Here is a 26,195-nt window from a genome sequence, read left to right on the forward strand (position 1 = left end):
GTTCATGTTTAAAATTAAACCATATTTTTAGCAAATACAGAAGCTTTTGCAAAATATGAACTAAGAAAAAACTATTAGGCTAGGGATTCCGTATATTTTCGATATCCAGAACAAACCGCTCTCCATGACTTTTAGGAGTGCAAAAGATAGAATGGTGACGTCTTATACTGTAGTCAATGACACCAAAAATAGCGCCAATTCCTGTAAGACTCAAGAAAAATAATGCAACTTTCTTAAAAGCCACCCAATTTGGCTCTCTGTGGTTTTTTAATAGGTCTTTATCTGCTGTCCGAAAATGTGCTGAAAATAGATGTAATTTTTCATTCCTGTCCAGGGATGTATCACTTAGTATATTATCTAATTTTGATATAATCGTATGTTTTCTTTGTGTTAAGTTGTCGTTGTTTTTCCTTGAGGCTGTATTTAAATGAGTTAAATACTTTTTTGTCAGAGTAGTTAATTTATCAATGACCTCTTGTTTTTTTCGTTCATTTTTATCATTTTTTACAGCATGAGGTTGTTTTTCAGATGAGTCAACCGGGAGAGCCAATACCTCTTCACTAACCTGTTCCCGTTGAACATAAATCTCGTTAGAAAACAGGCTACTACTTGATGCCTCTGGCTGATGTTGCTGCTCTGTGTTCTTTTGTACCGGGAGAGCCAATACTTCTGCATCAACTTCTTCTTGTTGTTCTTGTTGAATATAAATCTCGTTAGAAAACAGGCTACTATTTAACCTTTCCGGTTGATGTTGCTGCTCTATGCTCTTTTGCGCTGGAAGAGCCAATACTTCTGCGCCAAGGTCGTCTTGTTGAATATAAACTTCGATAGAAAGTAAATGACTATTGGGTACCTCTAACTGATGTTGTTGCTTTATGCTCATTTTCCATGTTAAATCATTCCCAATATTAAAACCTATTAATTGTGGAGTAAGGTATTCATTTATGTAACTTCGCTACGATAACAGTTAGAATCTCAATTGTATAAAAATACATCATAATTGTCAAATTAATTTCTACATTGATATAATATAAACTATTTTAATGTACTTTAAAGTCAGAATAAAAAGAAAATATCGGATAGGTTGGATTGTGATGGCAAAAATTCTTTTGATAAAAAAACGGAAAATAACCCTCATATCACATAATCATACATCTCAAGCACGTTGCCAATAGCACTGCTAATGATGATTTTTTGAAAGTTTAAACATGTAATTTTACGCGTCTTTTCTGGTTTTGAACTTACCTGCTCGAACTAATTCATCATGAAAACCCAGAGAGTTAACGTTTATAACTTTATCCAAAAAAATTACACCTTCCAAATGATCGTATTCGTGTTGCAGAACACGTGCATGAAGATCAGATACCTCTCGTTCTATCAACTGACCATTCACATCGTAACCCCGATAACAAATGTGCTTATATCGCGATACCTTGCCTCGAAGTGCACCAACACTTAAACATCCCTCATAATCTTCAATACATTCATCTGATGTTGGCTCATACGACGGATTAAATAGAGTCGTAAATGGAATCGTTGGCAAGTAAGTATGCACTGGATGCTTTTCCATACCAAACACAATAGCTCGCTTATTAATTCCTATTTGAGGAGCAGCCAAACCCAGGCCATTTTCTGCTTGCATCATTTCAAACAATGCCTGCTCTAATTGTTTAAGGTCGGGTGTACCAAATTCTTCTTCTAAAATAGCTTGGGATTTTTGTCGTAAAAGCGGGTTTCCCAGGAGGATAATTTTGTTTTTCATGCTTCATTACCTTATTTTGTCTTCATCAAGCGCAGGAAAGGTTTAATGCTGGGGCCTGGCGCCTGGAATTGATTTCATTTAACCTGGGTGGTGTATATTTTAGAGCATAGGAAGTATACAAGCCTCTGAGTGATTTATAAAAGTAATCTCCCCTATCAAAGTTATACAGATTTTCACTTTGGAATTGTTGCAAACTTCATTGTCTCTCCTGTCGCCACGCAGTCACCTGATTCTAATCACGTTCAACCGCTATTTCCTATCTTTTATTAAAAAATAGACTCAATTCCTTGGTTAAATTATTTGTTTTTAAACCTTGATGAAATCCCTGCCAGGTTAAGCAAATCAAACTCATGCAATCTGAAATATCGGATAGAAAAAAACATAACTAAACAAGATAGTTTCTATGTTAGCATTACTTTTCTTATATAGAGCGGAATGTTTACATGTTTGTTTGTTCAGATATAAAGGATATTGTTGATAAAGAGTTGAAGCAGCCTCACCCCAGGGCTTACAACTACTCTCACCGAATAGAGTTTGACAATAAAGACCCTAAAAGTGTGATTAAGTATTTTTTTATTGACCTCTGGTGGTGTGAACGCGAAAAGAAATTTATTTTAGAACATCTAGGTTGCGTTTGTAAGGGAGAAGTAGAACGAGGAAGAGAAGTAGATCATATTTTTTCAACAGACAGGCATTGGGATCGTCGGGTCACTGAAGAAGCTGTAGATAAATTTATCACAACAGTATTAACTTTCGAACCAAAAATTGATTTAGAGTTATTTCGCTTTTTAGAAAAAAACTATGATTTAAAAATTCCAGCCGCGTTTTATTTATTTTCTATCAATAAAGCTATCTCTAAAGATAAGTTTAACCTGGCAAAACAAAAAGCATCAGAAGCACAAGCCTATGGATATTATGAGTTTTTATGGTGTTTCGTTGATGATAATCATACTTCAGATGTTGATAGTGATTTAGAGTTATTAAATAAGATTATCGGACTTTATGAAGACGTCAATGTAGCTAACCCTCATTATCCAGAGGCCCAACGCAGGTTGGCTATACTTTATGTTACTCGCTCCAAATTAGATAATCAGCGCCCGGAGGTGGATTTAAAATTAGCAATGCAGTCAGCCTATAGAGTTCAGGAGCCTTATTTAGATTATATAGTTCACTCCTATCGAGGTTTGCCAGGTCAACCCGAATTCAGGAACGTTCAATCTTGTGAGGGTCTCTTCCAATTATTAGATAAAATTAAGGAATTGGAACTGCGCAATCAGGAACTCTCAGAAAAGATAAGTCGATTAGAAACTGATAAAAAGATTTTGATTTCAGAAAATCAGCAGCTTAAGGCGTTGAGAGAGGAAACTCAAGACAAAAAGTCTGCACAAATTAATTTCTTTAGTTAACCCAAGTTAAGTTGGTGTATACATTGAGTTTGTTTCCTCATCTGAGGTTCAATTCTTTTTCTTTTAAGCGATATAAGTCAAACTTACCTGTAGTCCATGAACCCTGAACGTATTGACATGCAAACCGCGGCCTAAAGTTTGTCCTGGAGCGCGGCCAAGATTACTCTGGCCCCAATCAGAAAACTCATAACCAAGTCCGACCTGCCAATTGGGATCTACCGGGGTTTGTAATCCGATACCCAACGTATAACTGAATTCCTTGGAGGTTTGATCAGTAAAGAGGGGGGCTGGTACTTCTTCCTCAATTTTCGGTGCAACCTTAAATGAAGAAGCGTGGTTAAATCCTACCCCAGCGCTCGCGCTGACATAAGGAAACAGATCGTAAAACCCGGGGTCATACAACGCCTTGCCTTTTATGGCTACGCGTGTCGTACGTACCGAATAGCTGTAATTATAATTATTGAACGCTGGATTCGCATCTTCATAAATGTCGCCCGTTAATTTGGCCGAACTGGATGTCGCTATCGCCAAACCAATTTGTCCTTGAACGATGGAGTTAATAGGGCCATAGACGCCTAAAAATAACTCGCCAGTGGCAAGAGTATGGGTACCTTTTGGTGTTGATACCAGTCTCAATGCATACTCACCCTGATCGGCTGCATATGTTTTTTCTATATCGGGCTGAAGAGAAAAGCTTTCCCATTCTCCGGCTCTCGTCCAGGCAGGACCAACGCTTAAAGAGCCGACAAAAGGCCAGCCCCCTTCACCATAATAGCCGGAATCCATTCTATTAGCTGAGACATTCGCTGATAAAATACAACCAAGTACCATGATCTGTAATTTTTTTATAATCATTCTACATCCTGTAATATATAGCCTATGCTTCAGCACAGTCGTCTTAAAACCAGTCATTTTATACCGCATTCCAAAACATTTTGCTACGGTGAGGCTCAGTCTTTCTCATTTTTCCTGACTTATCAGAGCATACTGAGCTTCTTACCTATAGCGTGCTCAATAAATACTCGTTTTAAAGGTGAAAAACGATTACAAACACGTAATCCCAAATTGCGCAAGGTAACCACTGGAGGCAAGGGATTAAGAAACAAGGTTTTTAGCGCCTCCATTGTTGCGATAATTTGCCACACAGCCTGTTTACGCTGCCGTTGATAAGCACTTAGAGCGGTTGAGGAGGTTAAACAATTTTTGCTTTTGGCAAGGCAATCGAGCCAGACGCTCACGTCAGCCAAACCCACATTAAGACCAAGACCTGCCAGGGGATGAATGGTATGTGCCGCGTCGCCTAATAACAGCCAGCGCTTGCCACTATATTGATTGACATGACGCATTGTTAAAGGAAACTGGTAACGTTTGCCCTGTACCCAAACTTGTCCTAATTTGCTGGCAAAAGCCTCGGTCAGTTCCCGATTAAATTCCTCATCAGAAAGCGTCATTAATTGATTGGCGTGCGTGGGCGAAGTTGACCACACGATAGAACATTGTTTATCACCATTTAAGGGTAAAAAAGCCAGAGGGCCGTCTGCGTTGAAAACCTGATAAGCTGTTTGTTGATGCGCTTTTTCTGTGCGAACTGAAGCAACAAGAGCTTGCTGATGATAGGGCCAGCTTGTTAAAGGTACATTAAGGAGCTGACGACAAGGGGAGTTGGCCCCATCCGCAACCATGACTAATTTTGCTTGCCAGCTTTTTTTATCACTATTCACCTGAATAAAATCAGCGTTTGTTTCGAATGTGGTAATTAAGCTTCGCGGAAAAAAAACTACTTTCTCCAAGTTTAATTTTTGCAGTAAAACTTGTTTGAGCGCTGATTCTTCGACAATAACTCCCAGATTACTCCCTGCAATCAAACGGGAATCGAATTCAATATGAGCACCGTTTGCTGCGTCCCAGACGTACATATGTCGATAAGGAGAAGTCCGTGTTTTATCTAACTGCTGCCATACTCCCAAATCAAGCAACAAATCCTGTGAGGCTTGATTGATTGCATAAACACGAGGGTCCTGTTTGGTTAAATCGACCTGCAAAGTACCTGCATCAATGATAGCAACAGAAAATCCACGTTGAGCCATTGCCACCGCCGCACATAATCCTACCACTCCACCGCCAATAACAGCCACATCAAAATACTGGTTCATTGTCACTCCCGGCCTGCAAGGGAAGCCCGCAAACCAAATCGGGTATGTAGCCCCCAAAACCACAGGTATAATGGGTTAAATATCGATTTAAAAAAGCAAGGTTGTCCACTGCAATAAGTCCTAAATTGCGCGCTAGCGCCATACCTGGCAAACGACTGGCAAATACATGGAGCAGACCATCTGTCAAGCCTCGAATAGCTCTTTCATCCTCCTGCCGCATTTGCTCGTAGCGAGCCAGCATCGTGTCGTTAAGTCCTTGTTGTATAATACATTGTGCAAGTGTAACTACATCACGTAAACCGAGATTAAACCCTTGTCCTGCTACGGGATGCAGTGTATGAGCCGCATTACCTACAAAGACCAGCGGCCAGGCTATTTTTCTGGTCATTGTTACTCGCCGCAAGGGGAAAATAACTCGTTGACCAGCTCGCACAAAACGTCCCAAACGATAACCAAATGATTGCTGCAAAGCCGTTAAAAAAGCAGTTTCGTCTACAGCGATGAGACGTTTTGCCTCTTGAGGTGATAAAGACCAGACCAATGAAGCACGTTTTTCTGTCATAGGTAATAATGCTAAAGGTCCTGATGCAGTGAAGCGCTCATAGGCTTTATTTTGATGGGAGCGTGCCAATCCGATATTGGCAACAATAGCCTGTTGCGCATATTGGGTCGTTTTGGCGGACAAACCACTTAAACGGCGTACAGTGGAATCACTTCCATCGGCCGCCACAATAAGTTTGGCGTGAACCTTAATCTCTCCTGCCGATGTGTTAATCGTGGCTATACTTTCTTTTCTATTGAGGGTACCAAGGCTTGCGGGAGCCATAATTTGTTGCTTGTCAAGCAACTGATATAACGCACGATTAATATGCTGCATTTCTACTACATAACCCAGAGGTTTAAGAGGTTGACCATGCAATTGAGTGCTACCAAATCCATGTTGTTCAGACACATGAATCATTTCAATAGCGGTAGCATCTGGCTCTATAAATGGCCAAATATTAAGCATTTTCAAGATGCGAATGCTTGCGGGTGCCAAAGCAAGGGTTCGGGCATCGAAATCAGCGCGAACCTTATCACTGAAAGAATGACTGTCTATCAACAAACTATTATAACCTTTGTCAGCCAAAGCCAGCATCAGGATGGCTCCGGTTAGACCACCGCCAACAACAAGAATATCAACCTGTTTCTCAATCACGCATCAACGCCTCTATAGCAGCAACATCTACAGGCAAAGCAGCCGTTAAATTCTCATGGCCGTCTTTAGTAACCAGAATGTCGTCTTCAATTCGTACGCCTATACCCCACCAGCGTTGTTCAACGCCTTCCATCCCGGGAGAAATATATAATCCCGGTTCCACAGTAAGTACCATTCCTGCTTCAAGTGGACGCCACTCACCGTTAATTTTATAGCGACCCACATCATGAACATCCAAACCTAGCCAGTGTCCGGAATTATGCATGTAAAAGGACTTATAGGCTTCTGTAGCAATAAGTTTATCAACCCGACCTTTTAGAAGACCTAATTCACACAGACCTTCAGTTAAAATAGAAATTATTGTTTTTTGTATCTCATGCCAGCCTAATCCCGGTTTAATACAGGCGATACCGGCTTGTTGCGCTTTAAGAACCAGCTCATAAATTGCCCGTTGTTCATTACTGAAATGACCATTAATGGGAAAAGTTCGCGTAATATCCGCCGCATAATTGCAAAATTCGCCCGCTGCATCAATTAACAATAAATCCCCCTGGCGAAGCGGTTGATTATTTTCTGTGTAATGAAGAATGCAGGCATTAGCCCCGCCTGCTACAATCGGATCATAAGCAACCGCGCGACAACCGTTTCGCGCAAATTCATATAAAAGTTCTGCTTCCAATTGATATTCATTGTTAACCTGGCGGCAATACTGTATGGCTCGTTGATGTGCCGCCACAGAAATTTCAGCAGCGCGGCGTATCAGGGCTATTTCTGCTTCGCTTTTAATTAGCCGCATTTCACTGAGCAATGGTTCCAAATCGCAAAGCATTTCCGGTGTCTTTACGCCGCGTCTCACTTTACTTTTGAGAGACTGTAAAGCCTCCATAATACATTTTTCATAATCAGGTTGACGTCCTATTGCATAATAAATAGCCGTTTTGCCAGTCAATAAATGCGGTAGACGTTCAGCCAGACAGTCAATAGGATACGCTTCAGCAACACCTAAAAGGTCACAAGCACCTTCCTGACCCAATCGTTTTCCCGTCCATTGTTCCTGCGCAGGATTACGGGAGCGATTAAATAAAAAACTTTTACCTGATTCGCTGCCGGTTATGACCAGCACTGCCTCAGGCTCATTAAAACCGGTTAAATAATAAAAATAACTATCCTGGCGAAATCGATAAGTAGCATCGCCATTACGCAGCACTTCATTAGCTCCGGGAATAATCGCAAGGGCATCGGGAGGTAATTGGGCTGCCAGGGTTTGCCTTCTTGTCTGATATTCTTGCTGAGTAATCATCGACCTATCCTTTCTATTAATGTCTTGTTTCAGAGGAATTCTCTTCATTACTCTGAGAAGATATTAAATCACTATGTAAACGGATTACAGCCATACGCGTGTATTCCTGTACTTCCATTAACGCTTTCTCATCTTCTTCATCAATTTCCAATGTCTCATAATCCAGGTGAGCAAATTCGCCCAAATGTTGTAATGCTTCCTGTGATTCTTCATCATGAAGCTGTTCGTAACCAATACCCGATAGAGCCATTCCCTGCGTAAATCCTTCGCACCATTCGCTAAAAGCCTGCGCGCGAATAACAAGTGACTCATGTTCGTCCGGTAACAGTAATTGAAATTCAAAATCAAAATTGGCAAGTTGATGTTGACTGATTGAATAGACTTCAAACATTGCCAGAGCGGCGGTTCGCACAGATACATCCCGTTTGCCAGGTGTTAACGCGCGAAGATAGGTCTCTCCTTCACTGGTTGCACCCGCACATAAATAACCGCACATTAAACCATGTAATTCACTGGCTGAGATTGGTAAGGCTAAAACAGCAATTGTATCCAGAAAAGTTTGGTAAGCAGGCAAATGGATGGCATCACTTTGAGAAGACATAAATAAGCTCATTACAAAATTATAAATAATAACTGATTTGCTCGTGTAAGCCAAAATTGTTACTATTTAGAGTAATAGCATTGTAATCTGATAGGCATTATAAAATGACAACTTCCAAATCCTGCTCTATTAAGCTACTGAATAAAACCTATGAAATCAAATGCCCGGATAATGAGACAGGTAATCTTCAGCAAGCTGCCGAGAAATTGAATGAGCAATTGCTACAGAGTAAGAAAAAATTTAAACAATTGGATGAGTTTCAAACATTATTGTTGGCTGCGTTAAATATCAGTCATGAATTAATCACTTGTCAGAAACAACAAGAACAGCAACGCCAACAAGTGACGAAGTTTATTAGCTCTCTGGAAAATAAGATTCATCAGGTAGTGCATGGCAATATTGATCAGGACCCGCAAACGGATTGAGAATAAAACGCCATGCAGATTATTTGTCATATTTTGTAATTGATATCTCGCTCGATTTATTAAGGAGATGGGCTGTTGTTTTTAGCCTCGCTGTTACATTTGCACTGAACTCGTGCTTTCTACATGGTTTTCATATTTTTTCCCTGCTTCGTTGATTGTTTTGCTTGCACAAGCCAGACTGGAAGTACTCCGTGAATCAAAAAAAGTTCCTATATGTCGTGCTATATTATCAGGAAACGTAGGTTCAAATAATTTCATCGTTCCGCCCTGAGCGCGTAACGTTTTAAAGTTTGTGTTTTTAAAAAACCGAATCAGGTCGTCATGAAAAATAGTCCATCTTATTCCCTGGCGAGTGAATTGTTTTTTTAATAATTTATTAAATTCATTAATTAATTTATCAGAAAAACCTATATTTTTTAAAAAAACAGGTTCCATATAAAAGTTGTTATTTTTTAACTCCCATTCATCTCCTATATTTATATACATTTCTTTAATAAGAGGATTATATTCCCAACGAAATTTTTTTGATCCTTGATGGGGGAGATATTTCTTATTAAAAAAACCTAAAATATCGTTTATAGCAGGATAAAGTTTAATTTCACTTCTTATCAATTTAAGTTGATCAAGATAAATAATAATTCTATATCCTGAAAAAAAACGTGATTCGACAATATTAAAAGCGTCCTTCTCCGTAAAAAATAATCCAGGATAAATTAATTCATGCAGCTTGTTATGAGCTTCATCTTTGCTCATTAAGGGAGAAACAAGCTCCACAATCTGATTTTCCCTGTTTTTCCTTTTTTCCCAATTGATTTCAGGAAACGTGTTTTTAATGTCATTTAATAATGTATCAAATCTCATCTTGAAACCCACAGAAACGAGTAGCAGTTTTTATTCAATGTTTAATGAGACAGGTATTATACGCGATCGAAAAAAAGCAGTAAAATTTAGCCAGACAGCTTCCTCTATCATACAATAATGTTATACTGCAATTAACCCGACAGCGAGTGATTTGTGAACCAATACTTACACTCAGGGAGACGTTGTGTAGCTGGCGTTGTGCAAGCCCATTTTAAATGGGAAGCCTGAACTGGCTCATCTGTCACCCACTTGAACCCCAGGGTTCAAAATCCGGTTTGTCGGGCTATCTCTTTAAATAGAAACTTAATAACTTTGCTTCAATTGTTCTTTCAAAGTAAGTAGTTCATCACGTGTTTTGGCAGCCTGTTCAAACTCCATGTTTTTTGCATAGTCATGCATTTGTTTTTCAAGTTGCTTCATCCGCTTGCTTAATTGTTCCGGAGGTAATCTTTGATAATTTGCCTTTGGTTCGGCCACCTGAGCTTGTCGTTTAGTGCTATAAGCGCCCTCCATAATGTCCGTAATTGATTTTTTTATTCCTTTAGGTGTAATTCCATGAGCCTGATTAAATTCCTGTTGTTTGGTACGACGTCGCTCCGTCTCATCCAATGCCCGTTGCATAGAGCCTGTTATCCTGTCGGCATAGAGAATAGCGCGGCCGTTAATGTTGCGCGCTGCACGGCCAATCGTTTGGATTAAAGAGCGATCAGAACGAAGAAAACCTTCCTTGTCTGCATCAAGAATGGCAACTAAGGCTACTTCAGGCATATCTAACCCTTCGCGTAACAAATTGATACCAACCAATACATCAAACTCACCTAAACGCAGATCTCTAATAATCTCAACACGTTCTACGGTATCGATATCCGCATGCAAATAACGCACTTTTATGCCCTGTTCGCGTAAATAATCTGTTAAATCTTCAGCCATACGCTTGGTTAAAGTAGTCACTAAAATACGTTCGCCCTGTTGAACAATCATTCTTATTTCCGACAACAAATCATCCACCTGATTTTTTACAGGGCGAATAACAACTTCCGGATCAACCAGACCGGTAGGCCGAACAACCTGTTCAGCCGTATTATCTGCATGCTCTTGCTCGTAAGGCCCAGGTGTTGCGGAGACATAAATTGTCTGAGGCGAACGCTCTTCAAATTCTTCAAAGCGTAATGGGCGATTATCGAGGGCTGATGGTAAACGAAAACCATAATGCACTAATGTTTCCTTGCGTGCTCTATCTCCTCGATACATACCGCCAATTTGAGGAACCGTGACATGCGATTCATCAATAATGAGCAATGAGTCGGGAGGTAAATAATCAAAAAGAGTCGGAGGAGGTTCTCCAGTGTTTCTTCCGGACAGATAACGAGAATAATTCTCAATTCCTGAGCAGTAACCCAGTTCGAGCATCATTTCAATATCAAAGCAGGTACGTTGTTGCAATCGCTGTGCTTCTAATAATTTATTTTGTTCAGTAAATTCAACAAGCCTGTGCTGTAATTCTTCTTTTACCCAATCAATAGTCTGTAGAATTCGTTCACGAGGAGTCACATAATGGGTTTTAGGAAAAATTGTAATGCGGGGTAACCGTTGAAGAACTTCTCCTGTTAACGGATCAAAGCGTGCAATATTGTCTACCTCATCATCAAAAAGCTCTATACGAACCGCCTCTTTCTCTGAATCAGCAGGGAAAACATCAATCACATCGCCGTGTACCCGAAATTGTCCACGTTCGAGGGTTTGCGGACTTCGAATGTATTGCATTTCAGCAAGACGTTTTAAAATTTTACGTTGATCACATTGTTCTCCCCGTGAAAGATGTAATACCATACGCAAGTAAGAGTCAGGATCACCTAAACCATAGATTGCTGATACGGTTGCTACAATGATGGCATCTCTACGTTCAATGAGCGCCTTGGTCGCTGACAGGCGCATTTGTTCAATGTGCTCATTGATGGAAGCGTCTTTTTCTATGAAAGTATCGGAAGCGGGAACATAGGCTTCAGGTTGATAATAGTCATAATAAGACACAAAATATTCTACGGCATTGTCGGGAAAATAGGTTTTAAATTCTCCATACAGTTGAGCGGCTAATGTTTTATTGGGAGCCATAATGAGTGTGGGTCTTTTCATCGCCTGGATAACATGCGCAATAGTGTATGTTTTACCTGAGCCGGTAACGCCTAATAGAATTTGGCGGGCCAAGCCGGCTTTAAGTCCCCCGATCAATGAAGCAATGGCTGTCGGTTGATCGCCGGCCGGGTGATAATCTGCATAAATTTTGAATACATTTTTCATAATATAAACTATAACTGATCAAGACATGTTTAGGTAGCTTTACCCTCGTTAATTGATCAAAATATTACATAGGAGCTTAAAAAAATGGGTATTACACTGGCAGAACGTGTCCATCAAGTAAAACCATCTCCCACCCTTGCCGTTGCTGCAAAAGCAGCTCAGATGCGTGCCGAAGGGCTGGATGTTGTTGGTTTAGGCACCGGCGAGCCAGATTTTGATACGCCTGATCATATTAAAAAGGCTGCCATTGCTGCGATTGAAGCAGGTTTTACCAAATACACGGCTGTTGATGGTATCCCTGAATTAAAGCAAGCCATCAAGGATAAATTTAAACGAGATAATGGCCTTGACTATCAGCTTAATCAGATTCTGGTGTCTACAGGCGGTAAACAATCAATTTATAATTTATGCCAGGCTTTAATCAATGAAGGGGAGGAGGTCATCATACCCGCACCTTACTGGGTTTCCTATCCTGATATTGTTTTATTAGCGGGTGGAACTCCGGTTATTATTCCTTCAACGCCCGCAGCCCGATTCAAAATTACTCCCGCACAACTGGCTGATGCAATTACATCCAAAACAAGACTGTTTTTCCTAAATAGCCCATCCAATCCTTCAGGAGTAGCTTACAGCCTGGATGAATTAAGAGCGCTCGGCGAGGTATTAAAAAAACATCCCCAGGTTCTCATTGCTACTGACGATATGTACGAACATATTTTGTGGACGCAACCCTTTGCCAACATTTTAAATGCATGCCCCGACTTGTATTCTCGCACTATCGTTTTAAATGGGGTTTCCAAAGCCTATGCCATGACTGGCTGGCGGATAGGTTACGCAGGAGGTCCTGCCTCGCTGATAACCGCAATGAAAACAGTCCAGTCCCAATCCACTTCTAACCCCTGCTCCATTGCTCAAAAAGCCGCTGTAGCCGCCTTGAATGGAGGGGATGAGACTGTACAACAGATGATTAAAGCTTTTCATCAACGCCATGACTATGTAGTAGAGCGTTTACAAGAAATGCCTGATATTGAAGTTATTCCTGCTGATGGAACTTTTTATATTTTCCCGAGTGTCCAGGCCATTATTAAAAAACGGGGGTTCGCGAATGATGTAGAATTTGCAGAACGACTTTTACACGATGTTGGCGTCGCCTTGGTTCCCGGCTCTGCTTTTGGCAACGAAGGTTGTATACGGCTTTCTTTCGCAACCAGCATGGATACCTTGCATGACGCACTGGATCGTTTGCAACGTTTTTGCAAATAGTTCTACCCTGCAGCAGGAAAAGAAAAAAATTCACGCCAAGCCCTTGACCCATAGGCGGAATCCATTTAAGATTCTGCCTCATTCCCCGGTAGCTCAGTCGGTAGAGCGGATGACTGTTAATCATTAGGTCGGCGGTTCGAGCCCGTCCCGGGGAGCCAAGCACAGCTTGGCTTCTAGTAAAATTCAAATTTCTTAATCATCTCTCTGGGTACACTTTTACTAAAATGACTAATCTATTATGTAGGCTTTTATTCTTTGTATTTACACTAAGCTGCTTTAGTCAAAGCCCTGTTGCCTTAGCCTCTAATTTTCAAGCTATTAGTCCACTTCAAAACGAAGTCATACAACAATCCTATAGGCTTCAGAATAGAGCAAGAAATCGTATTGTTCCCATTGAAGTTTATGTTAGTCATTCGTCTCAGCCTAAAGCAAAAGGCAAGCGCTACAATCTACCGGTTGTCATTATTAATCATGGCTATGGAGTGCGAAACACGGAGTATTCATTTTTAGCCAAAGAACTTGCTGCACAAGGTTATTATGTCGTGAGTATTCAACATGACTTAAAGACTGACCCAGCTTTGGCAAGAACTGGCGATTTATTGACAAGACGTAAGCCTTTATAGAAAAGAGGCGTCCTCAATATTCTTTTTGTCATGAGTGAACTTCATCGCAGAGAACCTAATTTAAATATAAATAAAATAATTCTAATTGGTCATTCCAATGGTGGTGATATTGCTATGCTTTTTGCAAAAGAGCATCCCCAATTAGTTAAAAAGCTAATCTCATTGGATAGCTTACGCATGCCTTTCCCACGCAACGGCATTTCACCTATCCTATCCTTGAGAGCCAACGATACTCAGGCAGATGCTGGGGTTTTACCGAGTGACAAAGAAGCAAGGCACATTGGCATTGTAATTATAAAACTTGAAAACTCTAAGCATATAGACCTTTGTGACCGTGGTGATGAAAAAACGCATAAAAAGATAAATCAACTTACGCTCAAATTTTTGAATAATAGCTTGTCCTCTCTGCAGACAACTAAATAACGTATTAGGATTACAACTATGGGGCACTCTCAGTATAATCATGATGTGAAGATTTCTTTTCTTGATAACATTAGCGAAGAACTAGAGCAACGAATGACAGACAGCTTCCAGGCATACGAAGCTAGTTATGGAATTGATGTTAATTATAAGCGGTTTTCAATAGTTCTCCATAACCAAGAAGGTGTTGCTTGTGGGGTAATTAATGCCTATACCGCTTTTGCTGAAATTTATATTGATGATATATGGGTAGATGGTGATCATCGCGGTAAAGGATATGGAAGGAGGTTGCTGCAAGCACTTGAAGAGCATTTTAAAGGACAGGGGTTCAATAATATGAATTTATGTACAAGTGCTTTTCAAGCGCCAGAATTTTATAAAAAATGCGGATTTAAAGCCGAATTTACTCGGGAAAATAAAATTAATCCGAAGCTATCAAAGACATTTTTTGTTAAGTTTTTTGAAGAGGAAACGCAAACTCAAGGACTGCTCAACGCCATAATTGACTAAGGAAAGCGTTATTTGATTCAATTAAACTCTCAAGAAACTCATTTAACTTATCGATTAAAATTTAGATTTATTATGTCCTCATATTCAAAATTTTTAAGTAGCTGACTCGGCGGCAAGATAGCTTTTTCAACCATGGCCAAAAGAGTTTGTTTACCTCCATAACTAAGGACGCTCATTACTTCATCTCTAATAACTGCAAAATTTGAATTTGTTCTAGGGATCAGTCCCTCTAGCATACTGCCAACAGCGGCCCCATTTATGCTAAAACTAAATCCTAAGTGGCCAGCATCGGTTTGGTGTTCATTCCAAACATATTGCAATGGATAAAGAGTTCCGAAAGCGTGAGCTTGTTCTTCACAGTTAATTCCATGTATATAAATGGGTACAGATAAATAATCATCGTTAATAATAAGTGAGAGTAAAATTTCGACAATTTCCTTATTACTCTTTGCCTGCTTGTTTGCTGTAGTAGATTTTCTTGTATTTGCCCTCTGGCTACCAAAAATTCTTTTAATAAAACTAAAATCCATTGTTGTATCCTTGTTAATCAAAAAAATTAGCATCAGTTAATCGCGTTGCTTCTTGAATCGCAATCTTAACATTTTCTCTAAAATTCTTAATCGCTTTTGTGGTATAACCATGTTTAAGTGCATTAGAATTTCCTTGTTGGCCGCCACTACCTTTGGATCCTCCATGAATACGGCAGCGACGTTTTCCTCTAACGGCAGGAGCTAAACAAGGTTTGCCATTATGATGCTTGGTTTTGGCTCCGCATCGTGGAGCGTTATTAAACGTATATTGTTTTTGTCCGTTACATGAGGTCGTTTTCATTTTTTTCCATCCTTATGAGAAATACTACCATTGATATTGCCTACAACAGCCTGTCCTCCATGATGCACATCGACACGCTCAATAATCATTTTTTGCCCTCCATAGCCTTGTAATCGACTTAAAAGATTTGCTTGCTGTGCGAAACAATTCGCAAGTTTAATGGCGGCATTAGTAAAATATTGTCTATGATTCATTTCATCAGTAGAACTAGCGAAACTCATTGAAATCTGTTGAAGACGATGAATCGATATAATTTGAGCCGCAATCATTTCCTGTAAACAGTCATTTACACCTAACGTTTGCAGCTCTTTCCTGCTCTGATGCATCGCATTTTCTATGTCAAAATTATTCTGCCTAATATCGTTACAGGCAAGAGCATTGAGTCGTAAGATTTTTCTTTTTAAATATTGCCTCTCTGACATTTCAGTGCTCTTATTTGGGGCTGCGCTTATATTTTTAACCTGTTTTGACATATATCCTCCTTGAAGTCCAAAATAAATTTTATTCCGTGATCATTTCTATCATTTTAATCATGATGCGAATTTTACTCGGCTATAAGCATCGCCTTTACTAAAAAAAGCAACGTCACCTTTAGTCTTTTTTGAGATCATAATTTTTGAGTGCATTAAGCGTCTCTTGAAATTGATATTATTAACCGGAAAATAACCGTTATCTTGGCAATAACGCCTATATTCAGGATAGAGATCTTTTATAAGAACAAAATTATCGAAATTGGAAGTATAATGGGCTTCCTCAAGAAAAAGTTTCACACTATCGGATTCTTTTTCATATTGAACGCGCGCAAGTCTTACTTTTTCACTTTCAGTAAAATGTTGTTGCTGCAATAATCGCTCAAGCCCTTGGAGTACCCAATTAAATACGCCCGATAATTCCTGCTTAATTATTTTTTGAGGTAATTGCTTATCTTGCTCTGCTTCAGGAATAGTGACTTCAAAAGGTATAATTATAAACCGCCTAAAATAGGCTTCAGTTTGTTCTACATCTTTAGGCAGCTCATTACAGTTAAATATAAATTTTGCATAATCGGTTAAAGTAAAAGGACGACCATGTGGCAATCTTGCCTCTACTGGCTCTCCACTCACTAATTGTTTGAAAATAGAGGACTCGAGCTTACCATTTATTTCACTAGCGTAATTAACCAGTTTATTAACGATCATTGCTCTATAATAGCCATTCTCGTTGGTAAGTAAGACTTTGCAATGAATATTCTGATGTATTTTGTTCTCCTAAAAGGCTTCGCACAATTTCATAAAACACCGACTTACCATTCGCGCCAGAACCATATAACAATAAAGTTTTCTCTAGTTTTAACGTACTCGTTCTGATAAATACATAACCTAAATATTCTGCCAAAATATTTTGTAATTCTTGTTCTGGCAAGACTCTGTTTAAATAACAAAAAATAAAGGAGCACTTGCTTGGGGATTATAATCAAATGGCAATTGGTAAATCATGAAATCATTACGATTAAAAGGTTTCAAAACGTTACCTGTTGGCGTTATTTCAAAAGTTCCATTTCTTAAATGAATGTTGATGATCTCTTTTGGCTGTTCTGGTTTAGATAAATTAGCTGCTACCAAAAACTGTTTATAAAGCTGCTCCTTAAAATTAAAATGTTGCACATGTACATTGCGAAGCCCCATCTTTTCTGCAGCATTACCCAAAAAAGTTTTTAACTCATTTTCTTCAATTAGGTACCAATATTCTCCATTGAATAAATAAAGAAAATCATACTGCCGGCATAAGCCCCAATTGTTATTCTTTGCAAGAATTAAAATTTGATCAATTATAATTACCTGCATTTGGCTATTGGTAAGTTTTTCTCCTTCTCTGAGTTCTGCTAATGGTGCAAAATCAATTTTGCCAATTTTATCAAGAAGTTGATCTAGTATTACAGCATGAGAAATAGTATCCGTCGTAGATATAGCAACTAAAATCTGTTCCCTTATAATTGCTAAAGCACCTTCATTATCAATTCCATTTGCTAATAAATGAACAAATAGATCATTCATATCAGTTAATTGAAGTATCCCTAATCGCTCTTCCGAGAGTTGCAGAATTTTGAAATCAGGCAAAAAATAAGAAATATTTTCAACAGTGGTGCAAACTTTTTTTGCCGCCTTCACCCCTGTATCTCGTAAATCCACCTCATTATGCCATCGATCATCATCTGCAATGATTAGTAATTTAGTATGAGGATATTTTTCACGAATGATTTTGGCCACATTTATTAAATTATTACAATTAAATGTTATTGCCACTGGGTATCCACTCGCCTCATAAGCAGTAAATCCAGTGGCTGTTCCTTCTGCAAGCAATATAACGTCGTGATTACTCTGATGTTCGCCAATTAGGTAATAAGCTCCATTACGAAGACCGCCGACTAAAGGACGCTTTTTATATTTATTTGCCTTTTTATCAAAGTAAATTCGTTCTAAATTTACCAATTCATTATTGGCATTAAAGCAAGGAACTAAAAGAGTATCTTTATAGCATTGAGCAAAATTTGTGTGTTCATTTTCAGTTTTTACAACTCTTAAGCCGTGATTTCTAACTTGTTTTAAACTTAAATATCCATGCTTGCTAGCCTCCATTTCACTTGCACTAAAAAATACTGTCTGAGCCAGAATAGCAGCATCTGCACAGCGTTTTTGAGTTTCCTGTTCAATCCTTGCTTTTTCCTCAGCCATGCGTTGTCTATGTACTTTCCATTCTTGTCTTGAAATCTCATGTTTTTGTTTTGAGCAAAAATATTTCTCAATGTCACAATACCAGCACTTGCAATATCCTGAGATAATTCCGTCAGAATAAAACTTATATCGAGCATCAGTTGAACTTCCATGAGGGCATTTGAGATAGTGAAATTGATTCGAGTCATATCGTATTTCTCCGTCCAATGGATGACCATTGGACGCTAAAAAATCACGAAAGGCTTGCTCTACCGCCATTAAGTCTTGAGAGAAATTCATCGTGTATTCCTCCTTAAGTTTCTTAACAACTTTTTATGTAATTCATCTAAAACTGGATGATGTAAAGTTTTAGAGATAGACTTATCTCTTGACGGTGGGTTATTTACGTTTATTAATTGTCTGATGTCTGTACGTAGTCCTAAAAACCGTTTTGCATCACAGGCCATCGCTGCCAACGGTGGTCTTTGTGATTCATTTTCTGAGTCTTTTTTAAGATCATTCTTATTTTTTCTCATATTACTCTCCGTGTAAATTTTCTCTGATCCATTGCTCAATCACTTCTGCATCCCAAGCTAATCGGTTATTGATCAACGAAGGGGTAGGAAAAATTTTTTTCTGCCACCATCGTCGTAACGTCAATCGATTTCTGCGTGTAACTTCTTCAGCATCTCTGATAAAATAAATTTTTGGCTTTAATGATATATTCCTTACTGCCATATTTGCCTCCATTCGAAACGGGTTGTTAGGGTTCGATAATAGGATAAGAGAGAAATTGAGGCGTTTTAAACCCCATATGTACGACTCCTGAAAAAATATTGGTTATATAAATTTTAATTTGACAAATATATGAGCATAACTTCTACTTGGGAGAATGATTCAAATATCTATGAAACATTATTTGAGAGGCTAATAAGCAGGTTTGTTTTCTTAGGAGTTTATTAACCCTTACGGAATTGTTGAATTTTTACTCAAAAAGTCTTTACTACAATATAAATTATCTGCTATTATTATAGTAACTCATCTACCTTAGCGTAGAAGGAGCATTCGAGGTCGCTGCGGCGGCCTCAGCTTTTTCTAGGATCTTTGCATACTTCCATCTCACAAATATTTGTTCGTGCTTTTCCTGAATCATGTACATAACTTGTTGTTAATAGGTAATAATCTCTACGTTTTGAAAGAATAATCATATAACTTTCAGGGGGCAGCCATAATACAGTGTTTATGTTTGCCTTACGTTTATTTTCCCAACATAAAATCTCTGAACTATTACTATTAGTAATAATATGCGGTACCCAAGATATTCGTTCACAGCGGCGTAAATCCGGTATTCGGTCCTCATCGTCTAAACCGCCTTGTGTTATCATGTGCCAGAAGCTTCTATGCATATCGCCAATAGGTTGAAAATATCGACAACTGATCGGTAATCCAAGAAATGATAGTTTATCAACGATGTTATCAAGAAAAATTTGATATAGCGCTTGTTTGTAAGCATCCCAATTGCCACCAAAATCCTGAAGCAATTGCAAAGGGGGTAAGGGGTATAAACTCATTTTTTTCCTTCCCACTGAAACAGATTAAACTTTCGCGCACCAAGAGAAGTACTTCGTAACAAAGAGAGCTCCGAACGGCTCCTCATTAAGTCTACAATTTTTTGTTTGGCTACACTTTTCCCGCCCGAAGAATAACGATTGGCATAAGAAATTGCACCAATCAATAAGTCTGTTAGTTGCATAAGCGCTAATTCATGAGAACGTACCTCTTGGATTTTTTCTATGACATTCCGATCAAAATCATGATGGGAATTACACAGTACTTCATGTAATTTTTTCACCTTTAAATAGCCCTGCGTATCCTTAATATCAAGATATAGGTGATAACAATTTTTAGGATCAATAAACCACTCCAACATTTGCCAATACATTTTGTAATAAAATTGATCATGTGAATGATTGAATCGCGGATGATCTAAATATTTTTTATCTACAATTACAGCACGAAATGAAAGTGCTTCACTATCAAAAAAATAATTAATTAATGCTTCATAAGCATCCCTCTTTGTGCAGGAAACCTTAGTCCACTTCGCTTCTGAAAAAGGTTGTAATCCATTTTCTTTTTTGAGTTTTTTAATATGTTCAAATACTGAATGCTTATCATCTTCTGAACAGGCAATACCACCTAATACCATAAAACGATTATCTACGGATATTTGAGACGATTCTAAATGACAACTCTCATCGCAGTAAATGTTAATTATTTGGCTCACATTGCCTCCCTTGGTTAAGTGATATGGCAGTGCTCTGCCTACTATGTAATACACGAAGAATAGTGTCTAAAACAACATCAAGTCGTTTACTCACATCTTCTGCTAAAAAACGTAATACCATATACCCTTGTTCCTGGAGTAACAGATCTTTTCGTCTGTCCGAACGATAAGCATCTTTTGTTGCTAGATGTTGTATCCCATCAATTTCAATGACGAGGCGCGCATCTGAACATAACAAATCAACTTCCATACAGCCTAGGCTATCAAAGGGAATAGCTAACTCATGATTTAGTTGAAATTGTCCTTTTGTTTCAGGTAAAGTTTCCAGGCGATAAAATAAAAATGCCTCAATCATGCTACGTGCACGATCAATTTGATCGATTTCTAAGTGAGCAATATCTGAAAATAATTGAGCTAAAGAATTATCTACTCCATCAATCACCAACCGCCGAATTGCAGCAGCATGGTCGTTTTTCCAAAGAGGGTCCGCAGGTAAAACTATATCGGATGGCCAACCAGCATAGGCACTTGCCGGTTGTATGATTTTGTACCCTACACCCTCATAGGCACGCACACGACGTTGAAACATTCTATCCAGCATAGGAACTGCTAAATCAACATAATCATAAACATGAACTTCTTTTTTTGAATCATATAAACGATGTAACCGACCAACATACTGAGCAACCGTACCTTTCCATGAAATAGGGAGGGTCATAAATAAAGTATCTAGACGGGCATCATCAAATCCCTCACCAACAAATCGGCCTGTAGCAAGAACTACTCGCTCTTCTTCTAAAGGAATGGTTTCTAATTGTTCTATAGACTGCTTCATCAACTTAGAACCCATACCACCACGCAATACAATTAAATGCTGCACTTTACCAGCCAGAAGTTGGTATAAAAAATCTAAATGTTCATTGCGCTCTGTCAAAATAAGAGGCGATCGCCCTTTTTTAACTGCTTGAATAACATCATGATAAATTAAATGGTTGCGAACTGCGTCAGAAATTAATTCATCGTATAAATCTTGAAATTGTATTCGTAAGTCTTCATTTATTTGACGAAATGGACGAAAACTTGTAGGACGAACAAATACATAATGTTCAAAAGGACGCACCGCTGCTTGTGCTTTAGCATCCACACGATACAATACTGGGCCACAGCGCATGGTAATAATAGGGTGTCGGCCGTCTTTTCTAACTAATGTGGCTGATAACCCCACAATAAATCGTGCCTTAATTTGCCTAATAACTTCCTCAAAGCTGTTTGAAGGGATATGATGGCATTCGTCTACAATAATCTGGCCATATTGCGAGACTAATTCGGCAACGTCGTTATTTTTAACCACGCTTTGAATCAGTGCAATATCTATAAATCCTTTAAGCTTCTTTTTACCACCACCAAAACAACCGATCTGATTTTTCGGTATATCCAGAAAGGTCTGCAAGCGTTCAACCCACTGATCCTGTAATTGTTTGGTATGCACAATAACCAAAGTACTTACTTGTCGTTTGGCAATAAGCCAGGCTGCAATTACAGTCTTACCAAAGGCGGTTGTAGCTGAAAGCACTCCTATATCTGACTTGAGAAGTGCTTCCACTGCTAATTGCTGTTCTTCTCGCAATTCACCCCGGAAAGTGCAGTCTAATGTTTGTCCACTTATAAGTTCTTCTTGTAGGGTATATTTAATTTTTAAATCTCTACATAGCTTAGTAATCTCATCCAAACATCCACGAGGTAAACCAACATGATGTGAATAGTCATGAGCACAACCTATAATACGAGGCTTATCGTATACAGGTAATCGCATAGCCTGAGCTTTATAGAAATCAGGATTTTGAAATGCAGCGATACGGATCAGACGATTCAACAAAGGCGCAGGGATATTCGCTTTTTCTATAAAGATTTCGTTACTCAGCACCAAATGTAATTTTTTTGGTAAATTTTCAACTATAGGTAGTGAAACAGGCGGTTTCCAGGGGGTTTTATTTTCTTCGTCAATAACCTCCAAGCGAACGCCAACGATACGTCCTTTAGCTTCAGCTTCTGCCACAAGTTTTTCTATTTCGAAATATGCTATTTTTTTAATATTTGCAAGAAAAGTCCATTGATCTTCAATAGCCCGCAGTTGTTCATCTACAAATATACTATTTCCCTGCTGTCTGGGTATTTTTTGTAGAGGCAAAGCAATTAAATTACCAAAACTTCCTCTAGGTAATGTATCTTGATTAGGAAAAAAACGATCGTAAGAATCTAAACCTAGTTGTGGATGTTCTTCCATCGTTTCTGTCAAAATCAGTGCACCTAATCTTCTTGCAAGACTCGCAGAAATGGCTTCTTCAAAAAATAACCACACATGTCCACCATTACCTGAACGAGAACGTTCAAGCACCGCCGGTAAATTCATTCGATGACAAGTTTTTAAAAAAGCAACTGCGTTTTGTTCCCAATGGGCTTTATCGAAATCAGTAGCTAGGAAATAGCAAGTCTCATCCAGCAACATAGGGTAAAGACCCATGACAAACTCATCACCCTTATTATCATAACCTTGTAAATGCCAATAAATGATTTCGTCAGTAATAGGAATAAGACGCCTATGGACACAATCAGAGCATTTTATTTTAGGTTTTTGACAAACAGGTCGTACCCATTCATTACTACATGCGGGGGCATAACCTGTTTTTTGTGTTTTTTTATTTTGAAATCGACGTGGATAGACATCCGCTCGGCCTCGAAAAAGAGATTGAAAAAGTCTGATTTTTTCTGAGGTTGATGAATGCTGGCTAATCAAATCCTTGCCGTTCATTATATCACGTCCTTGGAAAGGGAGGGGACAATTTGTCTCTCCCCTCTGTTTAATTCCGGATTTTGTATAAGATCCTCTACAAATCGTGCCCACTGATTCAATGCTTCCTTGCGTTGTGGCAACATTTCATTTTTATTGTAGGTTGCCATGATGCGAGGCATCTTATGACCAAGGCATTTTTCAATTATTACAGGATCGACATGCAAAGATTCGCCAAGTTGAGTTGCAAACGTTCTTCTCAAGTCATGGGCTGTCCAAGGTAATATGCCAACACGTTCTTGTATCCGCTTAATTGCTCTAGGCAAAGCATTTTCAGTTAATGGAGAATGAGCATCAGCCCCCGGCAACACATAGCAAGATTTACTAATAGCTTTAAGCTGTACCAATAGAGCTTTTACTTTAGAACTTAAATGTATTTTGATTATTATTCCAGCCTTCACATGAGCCGCGGGAATTGTCCATAAGGATTGTTCAAAATTAAATTCATTCCATTGTGCTAATCGAAGTTCTGCAGTTCTAACACCAGTAAGCAAAATAATTTTAATGGCGATTTTTGTTTGTATTGCCATCTGGTTTTTATCACTATCTAAAAAACACCACAGAATTTTTATTTCATCTATGGAAAGAAAACGCTCACGAGATTTCTCTGAGCCACCAATGTCCTTCGCACGAATACCAGCCGCTGGATTGTGCTGCATGCGGCCTCGACTTACAGCATAGTTAAATAACTGCTTAAGCGAACTTAGTACTCGATTAGCATGAACAGGCGCACCTCGATTAACAATAGCATCTAATGCATGTGTAATATTCACTGTTTTTAGATCATCAAGATCTATTTCACCCAATAGTGGAATAATATCACCCTCAATCTGTTTTCTTATTGTTTCAGGACGTTTTCGTTCCTTTATCACGTAACCTGAATACCATTCTAAAACTAATTTGCTTACAGTATTAATTTTACGCTTTTCTTTTTCTATTTCTTGTTTTTTAATTAAGATCTTAGGGCTTTGTCCATCCAGCCGTTGGCCTCTTAATTCCAAGAAGAGTTTTTTAGCATTGGCTAAGCTTAAATTAGGATAGTGTCCAAGAGTTATTTTATCTGTCTTACCATCCATTTTGTAACGATAAATCCACGATTTTACACCTTTAGGAGTAACTCTAATTCCAAATCCTTCCCCTTCGTATTCTTCATAACGCTTAGCTGAAGGCTTTAAAGCTTTTATATAGGTGTCAGTAAATTTACCCACTCTTTTTCTCTTAACAATTAAACCATGTTGGAAATGACAAAAATGTTGCCCTAGAAATATATTTTTTTCTGGGTACACCATGGGGTACACTTAATTGTGTTCTTATTTGAAATACCCATGTTATCATTTGAACCTGATAATAATGATTAAGCTCATATATATCAAGGTTTATAAGAATTATTTGAAATTGTTTGATATTTTCTGATAACAATAAAAAAATGACTGTTAATCATTAGGTCGTCGGTTCGAGCCCGTCCCGGGGAGCCAATTAGGACGATGTGGTAAGTTTAGGAAGGCATCAAAGAGTTTTCTGGGTCATCCCCAAATCTGCACATCATTACCCATAAGTTATATTGCTAAGGGCTTGTTTTGCCCCAAGAAAATCTCTGAGTCGCTGCAAGCCAATCCAAAGTGTAGTAGGTCCTGGTTCAGGGTCATTTTTCCTATTTAAATATCCACCAATAGAAGCAATCCTATTTACTATAACTTGCAATGAAGGAGGCTTATCAGGCGGGGGTTCTTTTTTTATGATTATATGGGCCATATGCCATTCTTCAGTTGAGAAAATTAATTCACAGTTAATATCAGGACATTCGCGACTTAATACGGTTAGATAGAGGATCCGCCAAGCAATAATCATGTAAAACGCTAAACAAGGATCAAAGCGCTGCTTCTCATTGATCTGTAATTTCTCAATCCGACAACCACTTTTTAAGATACGAAAATACACTTCAATTTGCCAACGGCATAAATACCATTTCAGAATGTTATGAGCATCTGTTGCATTATTTATTTTAACATTAGTTAATAAAACCCATTCCAGTGGTTCTTGGCCTTCAGGCGGATTGGTTTCTTCTGCAATCACCACAGTAACAGTGACTGTTTTATCTCCATATTTTGTCGATAGCTTTCGTTTTCTATCTGGGGGACAAAGAGTAAGCTCTGTTGCATACAAATTCTGGGTGACCACTCGACCTATTTGTTTTTCTTTGGCAGGCATTTCAAAAGTAATGCTACAAAGAGGAGAAGTCTTTTTAGTTTTTTCGATTAATTTTTCGTTATCAGGTTTCCCATTATTATTTAAAATTCTACGGTTTGAAGAGGAGCGAATGAGCCAATAAGCTCCCTTATTTTCTTGGGGAGAATAAGCATGTTGCGCTTCATGATATAAATCATAAATATCGGCTTCTCTATCTGCAACAGTTATAACCATGGTCTCTGGAACCTGTAATGCGACTTCGTTTGCTTTTCGATAACCCTTTAGCCATCGATAGCTTTCTTTTTCTTCCAACGGGGTTTTATGATTATCCCTGCTTTTTTCTCGAGCAGTTCGATGGTGTACTTTTTCTCTGGCCCAATGATAAGTATCTAAAACACCTAAGCATAGTCTTTCTGGTGTAACTGCTAAAAGGGGATGTAGAAGTAAGCCTAAATGCTTTTCATGGTTAATCGGGCCTATATCTTCTCGTTCTTTTTGCCCTGTAAAATTAAGCGTTGTCGTATCTTGTAATAAA

At 38.6% G+C, this 26,195-nt stretch carries 26 protein-coding genes, 1 tRNA gene, 1 other RNA gene and 1 pseudogene; 8 read left to right on the forward strand and 21 right to left on the reverse strand.

Going from position 1 to position 26,195, the window contains the following annotated elements:
- Window positions 1–79 precede the first annotated feature (79 nt).
- Both T345_RS0107250 and def read right to left on the reverse strand, forming a co-directional pair.
- Entirely contained in the window at window positions 80–883 is an 804-nt protein-coding gene (locus tag T345_RS0107250) for a hypothetical protein (RefSeq protein ID WP_028388756.1), read from the reverse strand.
- Window positions 884–1,216: 333 nt separating this feature from the next.
- Entirely contained in the window at window positions 1,217–1,762 is a 546-nt protein-coding gene (def, locus tag T345_RS0107255) for a peptide deformylase (RefSeq protein WP_028388757.1), read from the reverse strand.
- A gap of 443 nt (window positions 1,763–2,205) precedes the next feature.
- Between def and T345_RS0107260 the strand changes: the two genes are divergently transcribed.
- Window positions 2,206–3,168 carry a cell division protein ZapB gene (locus T345_RS0107260; protein ID WP_028388758.1) on the forward strand — a complete coding sequence of 321 codons (963 nt, stop codon included), beginning with the start codon at window positions 2,206–2,208 and terminating at the stop codon, window positions 3,166–3,168.
- Between the two features lie 63 nt (window positions 3,169–3,231).
- Here the strand turns inward: T345_RS0107260 and T345_RS15035 are convergent, their stop codons facing one another.
- The 5 genes from T345_RS15035 to T345_RS0107285 form a co-directional block, all read right to left on the reverse strand.
- The gene (locus tag T345_RS15035) at window positions 3,232–4,023 is read right to left on the reverse strand and encodes an outer membrane protein (RefSeq protein ID WP_051555186.1); all 792 of its coding nucleotides are present in this window, start codon (window positions 4,021–4,023) and stop codon (window positions 3,232–3,234) included.
- 122 nt (window positions 4,024–4,145) lie between these two features.
- On the reverse strand, window positions 4,146–5,321 hold the full coding sequence (locus T345_RS0107270) for an FAD-dependent monooxygenase (RefSeq protein WP_028388760.1): 1,176 nt from the start codon (window positions 5,319–5,321) through the stop codon (window positions 4,146–4,148).
- The gene (locus tag T345_RS0107275; protein WP_028388761.1) at window positions 5,305–6,519 is read right to left on the reverse strand and encodes an FAD-dependent monooxygenase; all 1,215 of its coding nucleotides are present in this window, start codon (window positions 6,517–6,519) and stop codon (window positions 5,305–5,307) included. The genes T345_RS0107270 and T345_RS0107275 overlap by 17 nt, the downstream gene beginning before the upstream one ends.
- Window positions 6,512–7,819 carry a Xaa-Pro aminopeptidase gene (pepP, locus tag T345_RS0107280; protein ID WP_028388762.1) on the reverse strand — a complete coding sequence of 436 codons (1,308 nt, stop codon included), beginning with the start codon at window positions 7,817–7,819 and terminating at the stop codon, window positions 6,512–6,514. The genes T345_RS0107275 and pepP overlap by 8 nt, the downstream gene beginning before the upstream one ends.
- Window positions 7,820–7,835: 16 nt before the next feature.
- Window positions 7,836–8,420, reverse strand: a complete 585-nt coding sequence (locus tag T345_RS0107285) for a UPF0149 family protein (protein WP_028388763.1) — start codon at window positions 8,418–8,420, stop codon at window positions 7,836–7,838.
- Window positions 8,421–8,524: 104 nt separating this feature from the next.
- Between T345_RS0107285 and T345_RS0107290 the strand changes: the two genes are divergently transcribed.
- Entirely contained in the window at window positions 8,525–8,845 is a 321-nt protein-coding gene (locus T345_RS0107290; RefSeq protein WP_028388764.1) for a cell division protein ZapA, read from the forward strand.
- Between the two features lie 93 nt (window positions 8,846–8,938).
- Here T345_RS0107290 and T345_RS0107295 read toward each other — a convergent pair whose 3' ends face one another.
- Window positions 8,939–9,706 (reverse strand): hypothetical protein, encoded by a 768-nt coding sequence (locus T345_RS0107295; protein WP_028388765.1) that lies wholly within the window; start codon window positions 9,704–9,706, stop codon window positions 8,939–8,941.
- Between the two features lie 130 nt (window positions 9,707–9,836).
- Between T345_RS0107295 and ssrS the strand changes: the two genes are divergently transcribed.
- Window positions 9,837–9,995: non-coding RNA, 6S RNA (ssrS, locus tag T345_RS14800), on the forward strand.
- Window positions 9,996–10,009: 14 nt separating this feature from the next.
- Here ssrS and uvrB read toward each other — a convergent pair.
- Complete coding sequence (uvrB, locus tag T345_RS0107300) at window positions 10,010–12,004, reverse strand: excinuclease ABC subunit UvrB (RefSeq protein WP_028388766.1); 1,995 nt, start codon at window positions 12,002–12,004, stop codon at window positions 10,010–10,012.
- An 84-nt stretch (window positions 12,005–12,088) separates the two neighbouring features.
- Here uvrB and T345_RS0107305 point away from each other — a divergent pair, with 84 nt between their 5' ends.
- From T345_RS0107305 to T345_RS13830, 5 genes and pseudogenes are all read left to right on the forward strand, one after another.
- A complete protein-coding gene (locus tag T345_RS0107305) occupies window positions 12,089–13,267 on the forward strand; it encodes a pyridoxal phosphate-dependent aminotransferase (protein ID WP_028388767.1) in 1,179 nt (392 codons plus the stop codon).
- An 82-nt stretch (window positions 13,268–13,349) separates the two neighbouring features.
- A tRNA-Asn gene (locus tag T345_RS0107310) sits at window positions 13,350–13,425 on the forward strand.
- Window positions 13,426–13,491: 66 nt separating this feature from the next.
- A complete protein-coding gene (locus tag T345_RS15410; protein WP_051555187.1) occupies window positions 13,492–13,890 on the forward strand; it encodes an alpha/beta hydrolase in 399 nt (132 codons plus the stop codon).
- A gap of 30 nt (window positions 13,891–13,920) precedes the next feature.
- Window positions 13,921–14,313, forward strand: coding sequence for an alpha/beta fold hydrolase (locus T345_RS15415; protein ID WP_051555188.1), 393 nt, complete (start codon window positions 13,921–13,923; stop codon window positions 14,311–14,313).
- 48 nt (window positions 14,314–14,361) lie between these two features.
- Window positions 14,362–14,820 (forward strand): annotated as a pseudogene (locus T345_RS13830) (GNAT family N-acetyltransferase); the annotation flags it as partial.
- 47 nt (window positions 14,821–14,867) lie between these two features.
- Here the strand turns inward: T345_RS13830 and T345_RS0107325 are convergent.
- The 12 genes from T345_RS0107325 to T345_RS13850 form a co-directional block, all read right to left on the reverse strand.
- On the reverse strand, window positions 14,868–15,350 hold the full coding sequence (locus T345_RS0107325) for a hypothetical protein (RefSeq protein WP_028388768.1): 483 nt from the start codon (window positions 15,348–15,350) through the stop codon (window positions 14,868–14,870).
- A 13-nt stretch (window positions 15,351–15,363) separates the two neighbouring features.
- Entirely contained in the window at window positions 15,364–15,651 is a 288-nt protein-coding gene (locus tag T345_RS13835) for an HGGxSTG domain-containing protein (protein ID WP_035918434.1), read from the reverse strand.
- The gene (locus tag T345_RS0107335) at window positions 15,648–16,124 is read right to left on the reverse strand and encodes a hypothetical protein (protein WP_035918435.1); all 477 of its coding nucleotides are present in this window, start codon (window positions 16,122–16,124) and stop codon (window positions 15,648–15,650) included. Before T345_RS0107335 ends, T345_RS13835 begins: the two co-directional genes overlap by 4 nt.
- Window positions 16,125–16,181: 57 nt before the next feature.
- Entirely contained in the window at window positions 16,182–16,889 is a 708-nt protein-coding gene (locus T345_RS14575) for a DNA primase family protein (protein WP_345940158.1), read from the reverse strand.
- Between the two features lie 171 nt (window positions 16,890–17,060).
- A complete protein-coding gene (locus T345_RS14585; protein WP_051555191.1) occupies window positions 17,061–18,641 on the reverse strand; it encodes a hypothetical protein in 1,581 nt (526 codons plus the stop codon).
- Complete coding sequence (locus T345_RS0107345) at window positions 18,638–18,877, reverse strand: hypothetical protein (protein WP_028388770.1); 240 nt, start codon at window positions 18,875–18,877, stop codon at window positions 18,638–18,640. Before T345_RS0107345 ends, T345_RS14585 begins: the two co-directional genes overlap by 4 nt.
- A gap of 1 nt (window position 18,878) precedes the next feature.
- Window positions 18,879–19,079 (reverse strand): hypothetical protein, encoded by a 201-nt coding sequence (locus T345_RS0107350; protein ID WP_028388771.1) that lies wholly within the window; start codon window positions 19,077–19,079, stop codon window positions 18,879–18,881.
- 347 nt (window positions 19,080–19,426) lie between these two features.
- Window positions 19,427–19,912 (reverse strand): hypothetical protein, encoded by a 486-nt coding sequence (locus T345_RS13845; RefSeq protein ID WP_051555193.1) that lies wholly within the window; start codon window positions 19,910–19,912, stop codon window positions 19,427–19,429.
- A complete protein-coding gene (locus T345_RS0107360) occupies window positions 19,909–20,625 on the reverse strand; it encodes a DUF3800 domain-containing protein (RefSeq protein ID WP_028388772.1) in 717 nt (238 codons plus the stop codon). Before T345_RS0107360 ends, T345_RS13845 begins: the two co-directional genes overlap by 4 nt.
- A complete protein-coding gene (locus T345_RS0107365) occupies window positions 20,609–23,434 on the reverse strand; it encodes a TOTE conflict system archaeo-eukaryotic primase domain-containing protein (RefSeq protein WP_242604587.1) in 2,826 nt (941 codons plus the stop codon). Before T345_RS0107365 ends, T345_RS0107360 begins: the two co-directional genes overlap by 17 nt.
- Window positions 23,434–24,681: a tyrosine-type recombinase/integrase gene (locus T345_RS0107370; RefSeq protein ID WP_028388774.1), complete on the reverse strand. Its 1,248-nt coding sequence runs from the start codon at window positions 24,679–24,681 to the stop codon at window positions 23,434–23,436. Before T345_RS0107370 ends, T345_RS0107365 begins: the two co-directional genes overlap by 1 nt.
- Window positions 24,682–25,018: 337 nt before the next feature.
- Window positions 25,019–26,195 (reverse strand): IS4 family transposase (locus T345_RS13850; protein ID WP_035918437.1); only part of this gene is annotated, 1,177 nt, incomplete at its 5' end.

This window comes from Legionella fairfieldensis ATCC 49588 (assembly GCF_000621525.1).
Taxonomy (GTDB): Bacteria; Pseudomonadota; Gammaproteobacteria; order Legionellales; family Legionellaceae; genus Tatlockia; species Tatlockia fairfieldensis.